At 67.2% G+C, this 13,972-nt stretch carries 13 protein-coding genes; all 13 read left to right on the top strand.

The features are described from left to right. Positions 1-373 precede the first annotated feature (373 nt). The 13 genes from cofD to lpqB all read left to right on the top strand — a co-directional run bounded on the left by cofD (position 374) and on the right by lpqB (position 13,939). Positions 374-1,372 (top strand): 2-phospho-L-lactate transferase, encoded by a 999-nt coding sequence (cofD, locus tag APZ21_RS21650; RefSeq protein WP_174553596.1) that lies wholly within the window; start codon positions 374-376, stop codon positions 1,370-1,372. After that, positions 1,366-2,727 carry a coenzyme F420-0:L-glutamate ligase gene (locus APZ21_RS21645; RefSeq protein WP_054815102.1) on the top strand — a complete coding sequence of 454 codons (1,362 nt, stop codon included), beginning with the start codon at positions 1,366-1,368 and terminating at the stop codon, positions 2,725-2,727. The genes cofD and APZ21_RS21645 overlap by 7 nt, the downstream gene beginning before the upstream one ends. Further along, the gene (locus tag APZ21_RS21640) at positions 2,724-3,242 is read left to right on the top strand and encodes an NUDIX hydrolase (protein ID WP_054815101.1); all 519 of its coding nucleotides are present in this window, start codon (positions 2,724-2,726) and stop codon (positions 3,240-3,242) included. The genes APZ21_RS21645 and APZ21_RS21640 overlap by 4 nt, the downstream gene beginning before the upstream one ends. A gap of 220 nt (positions 3,243-3,462) precedes the next feature. Further along, the gene (locus APZ21_RS21635) at positions 3,463-4,707 is read left to right on the top strand and encodes an alkane 1-monooxygenase (RefSeq protein WP_054815162.1); all 1,245 of its coding nucleotides are present in this window, start codon (positions 3,463-3,465) and stop codon (positions 4,705-4,707) included. Further along, complete coding sequence (locus APZ21_RS33215) at positions 4,704-4,877, top strand: rubredoxin (protein WP_082393336.1); 174 nt, start codon at positions 4,704-4,706, stop codon at positions 4,875-4,877. The genes APZ21_RS21635 and APZ21_RS33215 overlap by 4 nt, the downstream gene beginning before the upstream one ends. Then, the gene (locus APZ21_RS21630; protein WP_054815100.1) at positions 4,874-5,056 is read left to right on the top strand and encodes a rubredoxin; all 183 of its coding nucleotides are present in this window, start codon (positions 4,874-4,876) and stop codon (positions 5,054-5,056) included. The genes APZ21_RS33215 and APZ21_RS21630 overlap by 4 nt, the downstream gene beginning before the upstream one ends. 40 nt (positions 5,057-5,096) lie before the next feature. After that, positions 5,097-5,717 (top strand): TetR/AcrR family transcriptional regulator, encoded by a 621-nt coding sequence (locus tag APZ21_RS21625; protein WP_054815099.1) that lies wholly within the window; start codon positions 5,097-5,099, stop codon positions 5,715-5,717. Positions 5,718-5,909: 192 nt separating this feature from the next. After that, the gene (locus tag APZ21_RS21620) at positions 5,910-7,067 is read left to right on the top strand and encodes an alkane 1-monooxygenase (RefSeq protein ID WP_054815098.1); all 1,158 of its coding nucleotides are present in this window, start codon (positions 5,910-5,912) and stop codon (positions 7,065-7,067) included. 121 nt (positions 7,068-7,188) lie between these two features. After that, positions 7,189-8,673, top strand: a complete 1,485-nt coding sequence (gene ahcY, locus APZ21_RS21615) for an adenosylhomocysteinase (protein ID WP_054815097.1) — start codon at positions 7,189-7,191, stop codon at positions 8,671-8,673. 216 nt (positions 8,674-8,889) lie between these two features. Continuing rightward, on the top strand, positions 8,890-9,537 hold the full coding sequence (locus tag APZ21_RS21610) for a dTMP kinase (RefSeq protein ID WP_082393335.1): 648 nt from the start codon (positions 8,890-8,892) through the stop codon (positions 9,535-9,537). Positions 9,538-9,615: 78 nt separating this feature from the next. Further along, entirely contained in the window at positions 9,616-10,293 is a 678-nt protein-coding gene (gene mtrA, locus APZ21_RS21605) for an MtrAB system response regulator MtrA (RefSeq protein WP_054815096.1), read from the top strand. 89 nt (positions 10,294-10,382) lie between these two features. After that, positions 10,383-12,140 (top strand): MtrAB system histidine kinase MtrB, encoded by a 1,758-nt coding sequence (mtrB, locus tag APZ21_RS21600; RefSeq protein WP_054815095.1) that lies wholly within the window; start codon positions 10,383-10,385, stop codon positions 12,138-12,140. Further along, positions 12,137-13,939 (top strand): MtrAB system accessory lipoprotein LpqB, encoded by a 1,803-nt coding sequence (gene lpqB, locus APZ21_RS21595; RefSeq protein ID WP_054815094.1) that lies wholly within the window; start codon positions 12,137-12,139, stop codon positions 13,937-13,939. The genes mtrB and lpqB overlap by 4 nt, the downstream gene beginning before the upstream one ends. The last annotated feature ends 33 nt before the right edge of the window (positions 13,940-13,972 follow it).

Below are 13,972 nucleotides of genomic sequence, written 5' to 3'. Positions count from 1 at the left end.
TCGGTTGGCGTGACCATATCGTCGGCCATCGCTCCGCCTCCTCACTGTGTGTTAGCGCAGAATGATTATTTCCGTCGGGCCAACACGGACACCGACGGCCCTACCCCGCGACGTTGTCCCGCGGACATCCCCGAACTCGTCATCCCTATGCGAACATCTGTTCGAGAAACTGTTCGCGCCTTCGACTCGCGCGCGAACCCGGAATGACATGTCTGTGATTAGACACGCCGGATGTAGGGATGGTCAAGCCGCCGTCGCTATTCCGTTACTATCCGCCGCCGATTTCTCCGTTGATCTTGCATGTGCAATAGCAAATGAATAGCAAATATGACCCGAACGACCGAGGTTCGATCAGCGCATAGGCTGTCTCGATGTGACTGGACAACAAGCTGACATCGCGCCCGCGAGCGGACCGAAGATCGCCGTGCTGGTCGGCGGAGTCGGTGGTGCGCGCTTCCTGCAGGGTGTGCGGGAACTGCTGCCGGACGCCGAGGTTTCCGCGATCGTCAATGTCGGCGACGACGTGTGGATGCACGGTCTTCGAATCTGTCCCGACCTCGATACCTGCATGTACACCCTCGGTGGCGGCATAGATACCGAACGCGGGTGGGGCCGGTTGGAGGAGACCTGGCACGCCAAGGAGGAGTTGGCTCGATATCACGCCGAGCCGGACTGGTTCGGGCTGGGGGATCGCGATATCGCCACGCACTTGATTCGAACCGAAATGTTGCGCGCCGGGTACCCGCTTTCCGCGGTCACCGAGGCGCTGTGCAATCGCTGGCAGCCCGGTGTGAAACTCATCCCGGCAACTGACGATCGCTGTGAAACGCATGTCGTTGTGAGCGATGCGGAGAACCCTGGCGAACGTCGCGCGATTCATTTCCAGGAGTGGTGGGTTCGGTACCGGGCGAACATACGGACCCATGGATTCGCGACAATCGGGGCCGAGGACGCCAAACCTGCCCCGAATGTGACGGAAATCATAGAAGCCGCCGATGCGGTTCTGCTGGCGCCGTCGAACCCCGTCGTGAGCATCGGCTCGATCCTCGCGGTACCCGGAATCCGCGGCGCACTGCGCACCACCGAGGCCGCCGTCGTCGGGGTCTCGGGGGTCATCGACGGCAAGCCGCTGCGCGGCATGGCCGACGAATGCCTCTCGGTAATAGGGGTCGAGACCACCGCCGAGGCCATCGGCAGGCACTACGGCGCCCGTTCGGCCACCGGCATCCTCGACAGCTGGCTGATCCACAGCACCGACACCGCCGAGGTGCCCGGCGTCGAGGTGCGCAGCGTGCCGCTGCTGATGACCGATCCGCCGACCACCGCTGAGATCGTGCGCGAGGCACTGGACCTGGCGGGAGTGAAATGGTGAGCGCATCCGAGCGGACGGCATTCGATCACGCGGCGCCGGAACTGACCATCCTGCCCGTCACCGGCCTGCCGGAATTCCGGCCGGGCGACGATCTGGCCGACCGTATCGCGGCCGCCGCGCCCTGGCTGCGCGACGGCGACATCCTGGTCGTCACCAGCAAGATCGTCGCCAAGGTCGAGGGTCGCGTGGTCGCGGCCCCGCTCGATCCCGACGCACGCGACGCGGTGCGCCGCAGGCTGGTGGACCAAGAGGCGGTGCGGGTCCTCGCGCACAAGGGCCGCACCCTCATCACCGAGAACAAGCTCGGCATCGTGCAGGCGGCGTCCGGTGTGGACGGATCCAACGTCGAACAGGGCGAACTACTGCTGCTGCCCAGCGATCCCGATGCCAGTGCCAAGGCGCTGCGCGGCGCACTCGCGCAGCGGCTCGGGGTCACGGTCGCGGTACTGATCACCGACACCATGGGCCGGGCCTGGCGCAACGGTCAGACCGACGTCGCCATCGGTTCGGCCGGGCTGCGGGTGCTGCACGATTACGCGGGCCGGGTGGACGGGCAGGGCAACGAACTCCAGGTCACCCAGGTCGCGATCGCCGACGAACTGGCCGCGGCGGCGGATCTGGTCAAGGGCAAACTGGGCGGGGTCCCGGCCGCGGTGGTGCGCGGACTCCCGGTCGCCGACGACGGCTCCTGCGCGACCGATCTCCTGCGTCGCGGCGAGGATGACCTGTTCTGGCTCGGCACCGACTACGCCATCGCCCGGGGCAGGCGGCAGGCGCTGCTGCTGCGGCGCTCGATCCGGCAGTTCGCCGACAAGCCGGTCGACCCGGAGCGTATCCGGTCGGCCGTCGCGACCGCGCTGACCGCGCCCGCACCTCATCACACCCGTCCCGTGCGCTTCGTCTGGTTGCGCACCCCCGAGACCCGCGCGCGATTGCTCGAGGCCATGGCCGAGGCGTGGCGCGCCGATCTCACCGCCGACGGCCTACCGCCGGAGCGGGTGCGGCGCCGTATCGCGCGCGGCCGGATCCTGTTCGACGCCCCCGAGGTGATCATTCCGTTCTGTGTGCCCGACGGCGCGCACGACTATCCCGACGACCGCCGCCGCGCGGCGGAGCGGACCATGTTCACCGTCGCGGTCGGCGCGGCGGTGCAGGGACTGCTGGTGGCGCTGGCCACCGAGGGCGTCGGCAGTTGCTGGATCGGGTCGACGATCTTCGCCCCGGAGGTCACCCGCGAGGTGCTCGGACTCGAATCGGACTGGAATCCGCTCGGCGCCGTCGCCGTCGGGTATCCGCTCGAGGAATTGACGCCGCGTCAGGTCTACGGCCCCGGACCCGGACTGGTGGAACTGTGAGCGCGCGGTCGCTGAACGCCTCGGCCACCGACCTGCTCGCCACGTGGCGTCCGGCCCATGACGGCGAGCGGTCGCTGCGCGAGGCGATGCTCGCCTTCCTCGGGTCCGCGCCGCGCGGGTGCCTGCGTGAACACGCGCCCGGACATATCACCGCCTCGGCGGTGGTCTTCTCCCACGACGCGAGCGAGGTGCTGTTGACCCTGCATCCGCGCATCGGGCGCTGGGTCCAACTCGGCGGGCACTGCGAGGAGGCGGACAAGACCGTCACCGACGCGGCGCTGCGGGAGGCGACCGAGGAGTCCGGTATCGCGGACCTGGCGCTCGAACCGGAGCTGTACGCGGTCCAGGCGCATCCGATCACCTGTTCGCTCGGCGTGCCGACCCGTCATCTGGATCTGGTCTTCCGTATCACCGCGCCGCCGGGCGCACTCGCGGTGCGCAGTGCGGAGTCGACGGATCTGCGCTGGTGGCCGGTCGATGCCCTGCCTGCCGACGCCCACGTGCCACTGCGTTAACCGCTCCTGTCGTATCGAACGGGCCGTACCCACCTCGGGTGCGGCCCGTTCCTCGTTGTTCGGCGCCCCGGTGTTCGGCGGCGTTCCGTCACGGGACGAAAGGAACCTCCGAGTCTGATTTTTACAAAGTCGGTAATTTGTCTAGACAAGAGACATATTAGGTCCTATTGTCGAGTTCAGATGTAGTGCGCGTCACACGCGCGGAGGAATGGAGACAACGATGTCGACGGATACCGGCACGCCGGGCCGCGAGAAGGCGACGCCCGCGTGGCGTGATCGCAAGAGGTACTGGTGGCTGTGGGGGCTGTTCGCGCCGACCGGACTGTTCACCATCGGTCTGCCGCTGGTCTGGGCGTTCAACGAACTCGGCTGGCACCGACTCGCGCAGGTGCCGTTCTGGCTCGGACCCATCCTGATCTATGTGCTGATCCCGCTGGCCGACATCGTCTTCGGCCCGGACGGGGACAATCCACCCGACGAGGTCATGGAGTATCTGGAGAACGACCGGTACTACCGCTACCTGACCTACCTCTACTTGCCGTTCCAGTACGCGACGCTGCTGATGGCCTGCTACCTCATCACGGCCGACAATGTGAGCTGGCTCGGCATCGACGGCGGCCTGCACCTTGTCGACAAGATCGGTCTGGCGATCACCGTCGGCATGATCGGCGGAGTCGGTATCAACACCGCGCACGAATTGGGCCACAAGAAGGTGAATTTGGAGCGCTGGCTGTCCAGAATCGCACTGGCCCAGTCGTTCTACGGGCACTTCTACATCGAGCACAACCGCGGCCACCACGTGCGCGTCGCGACGCCGGAGGACCCCGCGAGTTCCCGTGTGGGCGAGACCTTCTGGGCCTTCTGGCCGCGAACCGTCTGGGGCGGCCTGATCTCGTCGTGGCGACTGGAGCGCACGCGACTCGAACGCATGGGCAAGAAGCCGTGGACGCTGCACAACGAGGTGCTCAGCGCCTGGCTGATGTCGGTGGTGCTGTACGCGGCGCTGGTCGCGGTCTTCGGCATCGAACTGCTGCCGTACCTGGTCCTCCAGGCAGTGGTCGGATTCAGCCTGCTCGAAGCGGTGAACTATCTGGAGCACTACGGCCTGGTGCGTCAACGCGCGGCCTCGGGGCGCTACGAGCGGCCGGCGCCGGTGCACAGCTGGAACAGCGACCACATCGTCACCAATATCTTCCTGTACCACCTCCAGCGGCACAGCGACCACCACGCCTACCCGACCCGGCGGTACCAGACGCTGCGCAGTTGGGACGGCGCGCCCAATCTGCCAAGCGGATACGCCAGCATGATTCTGCTGGCCTACTTCCCGCCGCTGTGGCGACGGGTCATGGACAAGCGCGTACTCGCGCACTACGGCGGCGATATCACCAAGGCGAATATCCATCCCCGCCGTCGTGACAAGGTGCTCGCCCGCTACGGCGCGTCCGCCGAGGAAATGGCGTCATGAGTGCATTTCGTTGTCCAGTCTGCGATTACGTCTACGACGAGGCGAAAGGTGAACCGCACGAAGGCTTTCCAGAAGGTACGGCCTGGTCGGCCGTGCCGGACGACTGGTGCTGCCCGGATTGCGGTGTGCGGGAGAAGATCGACTTCGACGAGGTGGGAATGGACACATGAGTGAATACAAGCTGTTCCAGTGCGCGCAGTGCGGTTTCGAGTACGACGAGGCCGAGGGCTGGCCCGATGACGGCATCGCGCCGGGCACACGCTGGGACGATATTCCCGACGACTGGACCTGTCCCGACTGTGGCGCGGCCAAGGCGGACTTCTTCATGGTCGAGGTCGAACGGTCGTGAGATTTTGACTACGGCACAGGCCCGTGACAGTGTCGCGGGTATGCCGCGCAATGGATCGAGGGTTCCCTACCAGGAAGCGGCGCGGGTGTTGCTGCGCACATCGGTCCTCGACGCGATGCGCGAACTGCTCACCGAACGCGATTGGGCCAAGATCACCCTCGGTGATGTCGCGGCCAGTGCCGGAGTCAGCAGACAGACCCTCTACAACGAGTTCGGGTCGCGCGCCGGTCTGGCGCAGGGATACGCCCTGCGCTTGGCCGACGATCTCGTCGACCACGTGCACACCGCGATCGACGGGAACGTCGGTGACGCGCGCGCCGCGTTCCGGGAAGGGCTTGCGAGCTTCTTCCTGGACGCGGGCACCGATCCGCTGGTGCGATCGTTGCTGGCGGGTGAGGTCAAACTCGACCTGCTGCGACTGATCACCCTGGACGCCGCACCGTTGCTCGACCATGCCACCGACCGGCTGGCAACGGCCTTCCAGGACAGTTGGGTGGACGCCACGCGCGAGGAATCGGAGGTCCTGGCACATGCGCTGGTCCGTATCGCGCTGAGTTTCATCCCGACCCCGCCCCGCCCGGGGCGCAATGCGCCCGCCGAACTGAGCGAGTTGCTGGCGCCGTACGTCGAGGCCATCATCGCCGCCAAGGACCGGCGATAGCAGCGGTCGAGGCGGCCGCTGTCCGATAGCCGCGGATGCGCGGTGTGATCTGTCACTGTAGGGATGCCCAAGAACCGACCACGAGGCTTGTAAGCAATGCCACGTTTCTCGATCCAGGCGATGTGTAACAGTCCGAAAACCTGTATGTATTGTCCTGCAATGAAGTCAGGATAGAAAATTAGCGGGGCAAACGTGCAACCGGTTGGCAAACTGGCGGGGTCGCCCGATCCCAAACGCCACCTCTGGGTGTTCGGTCTGCTCGCCCCCGCGTCCGCCCTGCTCCCGTCGCAACTCGTCCTGCACACCGAACTCGAGGTCTTCTGGTGGATCGGGCCCATCATCGTGCTGATCGTCATCCCCGCGCTGGACTGGGTGATCGGCGAGGACGGCAGCAATCCGCGTGACGAGGACTACGAACTGCTGTCCAATGACCGCTACTACCGGTGGTGTACCTACCTGTTCCTACCCATCCAGCTCGTCGGGTTGCTGATCGCGGGCGCCATGTGGGCGGGCGACGAGTTGAGCGTGCTCGACAAGCTCGGCCTGGCGGCTACCCTCGGCTTCGTCAGTGGCATCGGCATCAACGCCGCCCATGAGCTCGGACATCGCGTCGAAAACCTGGAACGGTGGCTGGCCAAGATCGCGCTGGCCCAGTCCGGCTACGGACACTTCTTCGTCGAGCACAACCGTGGCCACCACGTGCGGGTGGCCACGCCGGAGGACCCGGCCAGCGCCCGGCTGGGGGAGTCGCTGTGGGAATTCCTCCCGCGCAGCGTGCTCGGCGGATTCCGCTCGGCGATCGTGCTGGAACGCAAACGCCTGGCCCGGCTGCGGCGCAGCTGGTGGAGTCCGCACAACCACATCCTCCAGGCGTGGGCGATGACGGCGGCGCTGTTCGGTGGGCTGATCGCGCTGTTCGGGATCGCGGTGCTGCCCTGGCTGCTGTTGCAGGCGGCCATCGGCGCGGCCCTGCTGGAGACGGTGAATTACGTCGAGCACTACGGGCTGCTGCGGGAGCGCCGCCCCAACGGGCGCTACCGGCGCTGCACGCCGCGGGACAGCTGGAACAGCGACCGCCTGGTCACCAACATCTTCCTGTTCCACCTCCAGCGCCACAGCGACCACCACGCCAATCCGGGCCGTCGCTATCAGACACTGCGCAGCTCGGCGCAGGCCCCGCAGTTGCCCGCCGGCTACGCGAGCATGATCGTGCTGGCCGCGCTGCCCCCGCTGTGGCGCGCGGTGATGGACAAGCGGGTGCTGGCGCACTACGGCGGTGACATCACCAAGGCGAACGTCCTCCCGCGTAAACGCCGCCGTTTGCCGACCGGACACCGGGCTGCCGCCTGATACGGCCGTGGCGCGGCGATTCGCCGGGGCGGGCGTCGATCCCCGCGCGCTGTGCGCCGCCGGAATCGGACGGACTAGCCTTGCATCGAAACGACATTCACCGAGAGGCTGAGCCAGGCGCATGACAACCTCAGAACTTCCCGCACGCACGTCCCTGACCGCCGACGTCCGCAATGGCGTCGATTACAAGGTGGCGGATCTGTCGCTGGCAGATTTCGGCCGTAAGGAGATCCGCCTGGCCGAGCACGAGATGCCAGGTCTGATGGCACTGCGCCGCGAATACGCCGACGTGGCGCCGCTGAAGGGCGCGCGTATCTCGGGCTCGCTGCACATGACGGTGCAGACCGCGGTGCTGATCGAAACCCTGGTCTCGCTCGGCGCGCAGGTCCGGTGGGCCTCGTGCAACATCTTCTCCACCCAGGACCACGCCGCCGCGGCGGTCGTAGTCGGTCCCGGCGGCACCGTCGACGAGCCCAAGGGCACCCCGGTCTTCGCCTGGAAAGGTGAGACCCTCGAGGAGTACTGGTGGGCGGCCGAGCAGATGCTGACCTGGCCGGACGAGCCGGCCAACATGATCCTCGACGACGGCGGCGACGCCACCATGCTCGTGCTGCGCGGCGCGCAGTTCGAGAAGGCAGGCACCGTGCCGCCGGAGGACGAGGACCACTCCGCCGAGTACAAGGTCTTCCTCGCCCTGCTGCGCGAGCGCTTCGAGTCCGACCGCGGCAAGTGGACCGCGATCGCCGAGTCGGTCAAGGGCGTCACCGAGGAGACCACCACCGGCGTGTTGCGGCTCTATCAGTTCGCGGCCGCGGGTGAGCTGGTGTTCCCGGCCATCAACGTCAACGACTCGGTCACCAAGTCGAAGTTCGACAACAAGTACGGCACCCGCCACTCGCTCATCGACGGCATCAACCGCGGCACCGACGTGCTCATCGGCGGCAAGAAGATATTGATCTGCGGCTACGGTGATGTCGGCAAGGGCTGCGCGGAATCGCTTGCCGGACAGGGCGCCCGGGTGCAGGTCACCGAGATCGACCCGATCAACGCGCTCCAGGCGCTGATGGACGGCTACGACGTCGTCACCGTGGAGAAGGCGATCGCCGACGCCGATATCGTCATCACCTCCACCGGTAACAAGGACATCATCACCCTCGACCACATGAAGGCGATGAAGGATCAGGCGATCCTCGGCAATATCGGCCACTTCGACAACGAGATCGACATGGCCGCGCTCGAGCGTTCGGGCGCAACGAAACTCACCATCAAGCCGCAGGTCGACCTGTGGACCTTCGGTGAGTCGGGCAAGTCCATCATCGTGTTGTCGGAGGGTCGCCTGCTCAACCTGGGCAATGCCACCGGACACCCGTCCTTCGTGATGTCGAACAGCTTCTCCAACCAGGTCATCGCCCAGATCGAGCTGTGGACCAAACCCGACGAATACGACAACGAGGTCTACCGCCTGCCCAAGCACCTCGACGAGAAGGTCGCGCGCATCCACGTGGAGGCGCTGGGCGGCGAGCTGACCAAGCTCACCAAGGATCAGGCCGAGTACATCGGAGTCGACGTCGAGGGCCCCTACAAGCCCGACCACTACCGCTACTGATCCGCCGCGCCTCGGAGGTCGCCGACGCCGAAAGGCGTTAGCGGCCTCCGGCTTTCCCGGCTACCGCCGGCGCTCCGCACCGGATCGGGCCGTGACCGGGGCCGCAGCGTCCGGTGCCGCCGGGCGGGCGGGCGGCCGGGTGCGGGTGCGCCGTGGGCTCCGCCTCGTCGGCGGGGTAGGTCGCGCTCCGTACTCGGCGGAGTATCCTGCCTGGTCATGGGAGTGCTGATAGCGGTCGAGGGACTCGACGGAGCGGGTAAGCGGACGCTGATCGACAGTGTCGTGACGGCCGTGCGCGCCAAGGGGCGGCGGATCGCGACCCTGGCATTCCCGAGGTACGGGCGCTCGGTGCACGCCGATCTGGCCGCGGAGGCGCTGCGCGGCGGGCACGGCGATCTGGTCGACTCCGTGCACGGTATGGCGTTGATGTTCGCTCTCGACCGGGCCGACGCGCTCCCCGAGCTGTCGAAACTGCTGGCCGACAACGACATCGTCGTACTGGATCGCTACGTCGCCTCCAATGCGGCGTATTCCGCGGCGCGCCTGAAGGAGTCGGCGGACGGTGAGATCATCTGCTGGGTGGGCGAATTGGAATTCGACCGGTTCGGCTTGCCGGTGCCCGCGTTGCAGGTGTTGCTCGAGGTGCCCACCGAGGTGGCCGCCGAGCGCGCGCGCCTGCGGGGCGAGTCGGATCCGACTCGCGCGCTCGACGCCTACGAACGCGATGGCGGACTACAGGATCGAACGGCGGCGGTATATCGTGGCCTGGCCGATCGGAACTGGCGCGGACCGTGGTGGGTATTCCGCTCCGGTGACGATCCGGCATCACTGGCCGCGCGTTCGATCGAAATTATTGCCGGATAAGGTTGGATGTGCGGCGGGTTCGCACAATTAATGGCGTGGCGGCCCGATCCTGGCCTGGGAGATGACAACATAGTAATTATGAAGCCGAAGATTCTGGTCGTCGACGACGATATGGCGCTCGCGGAGATGCTCACGATCGTCTTGCGCGGGGAAGGGTTCGACCCGCATGTGGTCGGCGACGGCACACAGGCCCTGACGGCGGTGCGCGAGATCAGGCCCGATCTCGTCCTGCTCGACCTGATGCTGCCAGGTATGAACGGTATCGATGTATGCCGTGTACTGCGGGCCGACTCCGGGGTTCCGATCGTGATGCTCACGGCCAAGACCGACACGGTCGACGTCGTGCTCGGTCTGGAGTCCGGTGCCGACGATTACATCGTCAAACCCTTCAAACCCAAGGAGCTGGTCGCCCGGGTCCGCGCTCGATTGCGCCGCACCGAGGAAGAACCCGCCGAACTGCTGTCCATCGCCGATATCGTCATCGACGTGCCCGCGCACAAGGTGAGCCGGGCGGGTTCGCAGATCTCGCTGACCCCGCTGGAGTTCGATCTACTGGTCGCCCTCGCGCGTAAGCCGCGCCAGGTCTTCACCAGGGAAGTGCTGCTCGAGCAGGTATGGGGCTATCGGCACGCGGCGGACACCCGCCTGGTGAACGTGCACGTGCAGCGGCTGCGCGCCAAGGTCGAGAAGGATCCGGAGAATCCCGAGATCGTGCTCACCGTCCGCGGGGTCGGCTACAAGGCCGGACCACCGTGACCGATGGCTCGGAGCGTCCGCGGGACGTTCGGGGGGACCAAGACCGATCTCGCGCGCCGCGTGGGGTCGGTCGTCACGTCGAACACGCGTTGACCGCGGTCGCGACGTGGTTCAAGGACGTGGGAACCGCCCTGGGGCATCTCTGGCGGCGGTCCCTCCAGCTGCGGGTCATCGTCTCGACGCTGACCCTGTCGCTGATCGTCATCACCATTCTCGGCGTCGTGCTGACCAGCCAGATCACCGATCGGCTACTCGATGCCAAGATCAACGCGGCCGTCGAGGAGATGGACCGCGCCCGCAATACGGTGGAGAGCCAGCTCTCGGGCGTGCACGACGTCGGTACCCAGCAGCAGCGCCTCGCCGATGCGCGCAACGCGCTGTCCAGTCGCGGCGGCACCGGACAATCCAGCGGGGTGGCGGGCAGTTTCGATTCCGCGCTGACCATCGTCGGCGGTACGCCGCAGCAGCAGACCTCGGTGGGCCCGATCGACGAGATTCCGGAGGAGCTGCGCCGGTTCGTGCAGCGCAATCAGGTCAGCTACCAGTTCACGACGGTCGCCGATCCCGACGGCTACCACGGTCGCGCTCTGATCATCGGCAGTCCGAGCGCCGAGATCCCGACCTTGGAGATCTATCTGATCTTCCCGCTGGCCAACGAGGAGCGCAGTCTCGCGCTCATGCGCGGCACCATGATGATCGGCGGATTGGTGCTGCTCGTCCTGCTGGCCGCGATCACCGCCCTGGTCACGCGGCAGGTCGTGCTGCCGATCCGCTCGGCCGCGCGCATCGCGAGCCGTTTCGCCGACGGCAGGCTCAAGGAGCGCATGCTGGTCCGCGGCGAGGACGATATGGCGCGGTTGGCGCAGGCATTCAATGAAATGGCCGAAAGTCTGTCGAATCAGATCACCCAATTGGAGGAATTCGGCAATCTGCAACGTCGATTCACCTCCGATGTGAGCCATGAATTGCGCACCCCGCTGACGACCGTGCGTATGGCCGCCGACCTGATCCACAGCAGCAGCGACGAACTCGATCCGGCATTGGCGCGCAGCGCCGAACTACTCGTCACGGAATTGGACCGTTTCGAAGGTCTGCTCAACGATCTGCTCGAGATCAGCCGCCATGACGCGGGTGTGGCCGAATTGCAGATCGAATCACTGGACGTGCGGATGTGCGCGCGGGCGGCCATTTCCACCGTGCGCCATCTGGCCAAGGACGCGGGCATCGAAGTGGTCGTCGACCTGCCCGAGGAACCGCTGGTCGCGGAGGTCGATCCGCGCCGCGTGGAACGGGTGCTGCGCAATCTGCTCGCCAACGCCATCGACCACAGCGAGGGCAAACCCGTGCTGATCCGCATGCGCGGCGATGTCGAGGCCAACGCGGTCGCGACGGTGGTGCGCGATCAGGGGATCGGCCTGCGGCCGGGCGAGGAGAAGTTGGTATTCAATCGCTTCTGGCGATCGGATCCGTCGCGCATGCGCCGCTCCGGCGGCACCGGACTCGGGTTGTCCATCAGCGTCGAGGACGCGAACCTGCACGAGGGCAGGCTCGAGGCGTGGGGCGAGATCGGCCTCGGCGCCAGTTTCCGGCTGACGCTGCCGCTGGTGCGCGGCAAGAAAATGGGCGTGAGCCCGCTGCCCCTGGAACCGGTCGCGCGCAAGTCCTCGCGTCCGGTCGAACCGGACCTCACCGACGCCGAGGCGCCGGCGATGCCGTACCGATCCGCGGGCACGGAGTCCTCGGCCGGAGCCGGCGACGGGATGCTCACCCCGGCGGCGGAGCCCCCGCGGGCGCCCGAGTCCGACGGCGGTGACCGTATCCGCGAATCCGGAGACGTACAGTCATGACCGTGCACCACCGACAGCCGCGCCGATTACCCCTGCTCGTAGGCGCGTCGATACTCATCGCGGCGGTGCTGAGCGGCTGCGCGAGCCTGCCGGAGTCCTCCGCGCCGCAGGCGCTCGGCACCATCAACCAGCAGCCGACCTCCGAGGGGCCGCTGCCGCCCGCGACCGGGCGCGACCCCGGTCCGCTGCTGCGCGATTTCCTCCAGGCCACCGCCGATCCGGCCAATCAGCACGCGGCCGCGCGCCAGTACCTCACACCCGACACGGCGCAGCGCTGGGACGACACCACCGGCACCGTCATCGTCGACCGGCCCGACACCCTGCTCGAGTCGCGGGTCGGTGACACCGCCACGTACCGCATCCGCGCGCAGAAGGTCGCCGAGATCGCCATGGACGGCGGCTACCGGGCCATCGAGGGGCCGCCGCTGGAGTACAAGATCGAGATGAGCCGGGCCGGCGGAGAATGGCGCATCACCGACCTGCCCGACGGCGTGGTCATGGACGAATCGGCCTTCGCCAAGTCCTACCGGCGCTACGTGCTGTATTTCGGCGATTCGAGCAGTGCCTCGGTGGTGCCCGATCTGCGGTGGGTGTCCGCGCCGAAGAATCAGCTGACCCAGCGTCTGCTCGGGCTCATGGCCGACGGACCGCAGCCGGGACTGGCCTCGGTGGTCCGCAACAACCTGGCGCCTCCGGTCTCGCTGCGGGGACCGATCACCAAGGCCAATGGCGATCCGGCGGAGGTCGGCGTCGGACTCGGCGGCGTACGACTGGATTTCGCGGGTGCCTCCGCGCTCGCCCCGCGCGACAAGGAATTGCTCGCCGCACAGGTCGTGCTTACCCTCGCCAAGGCCGACGTGCTCGGCCCGTACGTGCTGCTCGGCGACGGCAAACCACTCGACGACCGGTACGCCGCCAATGGGTGGTCGGCGGCCGACGTGCAACAGTTCAGTCCCGAGGTCCTTGCCCAGAACCGGGTCGGTCTGCACGCCCTGCGCGAGGGCGGGCTGGTCCAGGTCGGCGCCGACGTCACCGCGGCCCCCGGTTATTTCGGCGCGGTCAGCAATCTCCAGTCGGCGGCCCTGACGCCGGACGGCCAGTTCGTCGCGGCCGTGGCCGACGCGGGCCGCCCGGCCCCCGAGCCGCCGCGCACGCTCATGGTCGGCAACTACGGCGGCACCCAGTTCCCGGTCGCCGAGGGCACCACCATCAGCCGACCCTCGTGGGCGGCCGACGGCAGTTCGGCCTGGGCCGCGATCGACGGTGAACGAATCATCCGGGTGGTCAACGACCGCAGCACCGGCACGGTCTCGCTCCAGGACGTCGACATCTCGGGTCTGACCGGCGGCTCGAACGCGCTGCGGCTACCGATCACCGAGGTCAGGGTCTCCCGGACGGGGGCGCGCGCGGTCCTCATCGCCGACGGCAAGGTCTACGTGGCGATCGTCGTGCGGCAGCCGGACGGCAAGTACGCGCTGACCTCGCCGATTCCGGTCGCGGTGGACGTCAGCACGCCCGCGGTCTCGGTGAACTGGCTGGCCGGGGACACCATCTTCATGGCCTTCCAGGGCAATGTCGACCCGGTGCGCACGGTGCAGATCGACGGGTCGGGGCTGGTGCCGCTGACCGGCCGTAATCTGACCGCGCCGGTGCGCTCGGTGAGCGTCTCGCTCGAGCACCAGTACGTCGCCGATTCGCGGGCCGTGCTCGAGCTCACCAGCAATCCCGACGGCGGCGAGCCGTACTGGCGGGAGGTGCCCGGTCTCGGTGCGAACGCGGTGCCGGTGTTGCCCGGCTGAGGTACGGATGTCGGTGCGCGGGCGCAGACTCGG

The sequence above is a fragment of the Nocardia arizonensis genome (assembly GCF_001310275.1).
In the GTDB taxonomy this organism is placed as follows: Bacteria; Actinomycetota; Actinomycetes; order Mycobacteriales; family Mycobacteriaceae; genus Nocardia; species Nocardia arizonensis.
Note: the sequence above shows the minus strand (reverse complement) of the source record. Positions and strands in the feature narration are given on the sequence as shown.

Excerpts from the sequence above, each read along its gene's own strand:
- APZ21_RS21645 (WP_054815102.1), top strand. The coding sequence starts at position 1,366 with ATGGTGAGCGCATCCGAGCGGACGGCATTCGATCACGCGGCGCCGGAA.
- APZ21_RS21635 (WP_054815162.1), top strand. The coding sequence starts at position 3,463 with ATGTCGACGGATACCGGCACGCCGGGCCGCGAGAAGGCGACGCCCGCG.
- APZ21_RS33215 (WP_082393336.1), top strand. The coding sequence starts at position 4,704 with ATGAGTGCATTTCGTTGTCCAGTCTGCGATTACGTCTACGACGAGGCG.
- APZ21_RS21630 (WP_054815100.1), top strand. The coding sequence starts at position 4,874 with ATGAGTGAATACAAGCTGTTCCAGTGCGCGCAGTGCGGTTTCGAGTAC.
- APZ21_RS21625 (WP_054815099.1), top strand. The coding sequence starts at position 5,097 with ATGCCGCGCAATGGATCGAGGGTTCCCTACCAGGAAGCGGCGCGGGTG.
- ahcY (WP_054815097.1), top strand. The coding sequence starts at position 7,189 with ATGACAACCTCAGAACTTCCCGCACGCACGTCCCTGACCGCCGACGTC.
- APZ21_RS21610 (WP_082393335.1), top strand. The coding sequence starts at position 8,890 with ATGGGAGTGCTGATAGCGGTCGAGGGACTCGACGGAGCGGGTAAGCGG.
- mtrA (WP_054815096.1), top strand. The coding sequence starts at position 9,616 with ATGAAGCCGAAGATTCTGGTCGTCGACGACGATATGGCGCTCGCGGAG.
- lpqB (WP_054815094.1), top strand. The coding sequence starts at position 12,137 with ATGACCGTGCACCACCGACAGCCGCGCCGATTACCCCTGCTCGTAGGC.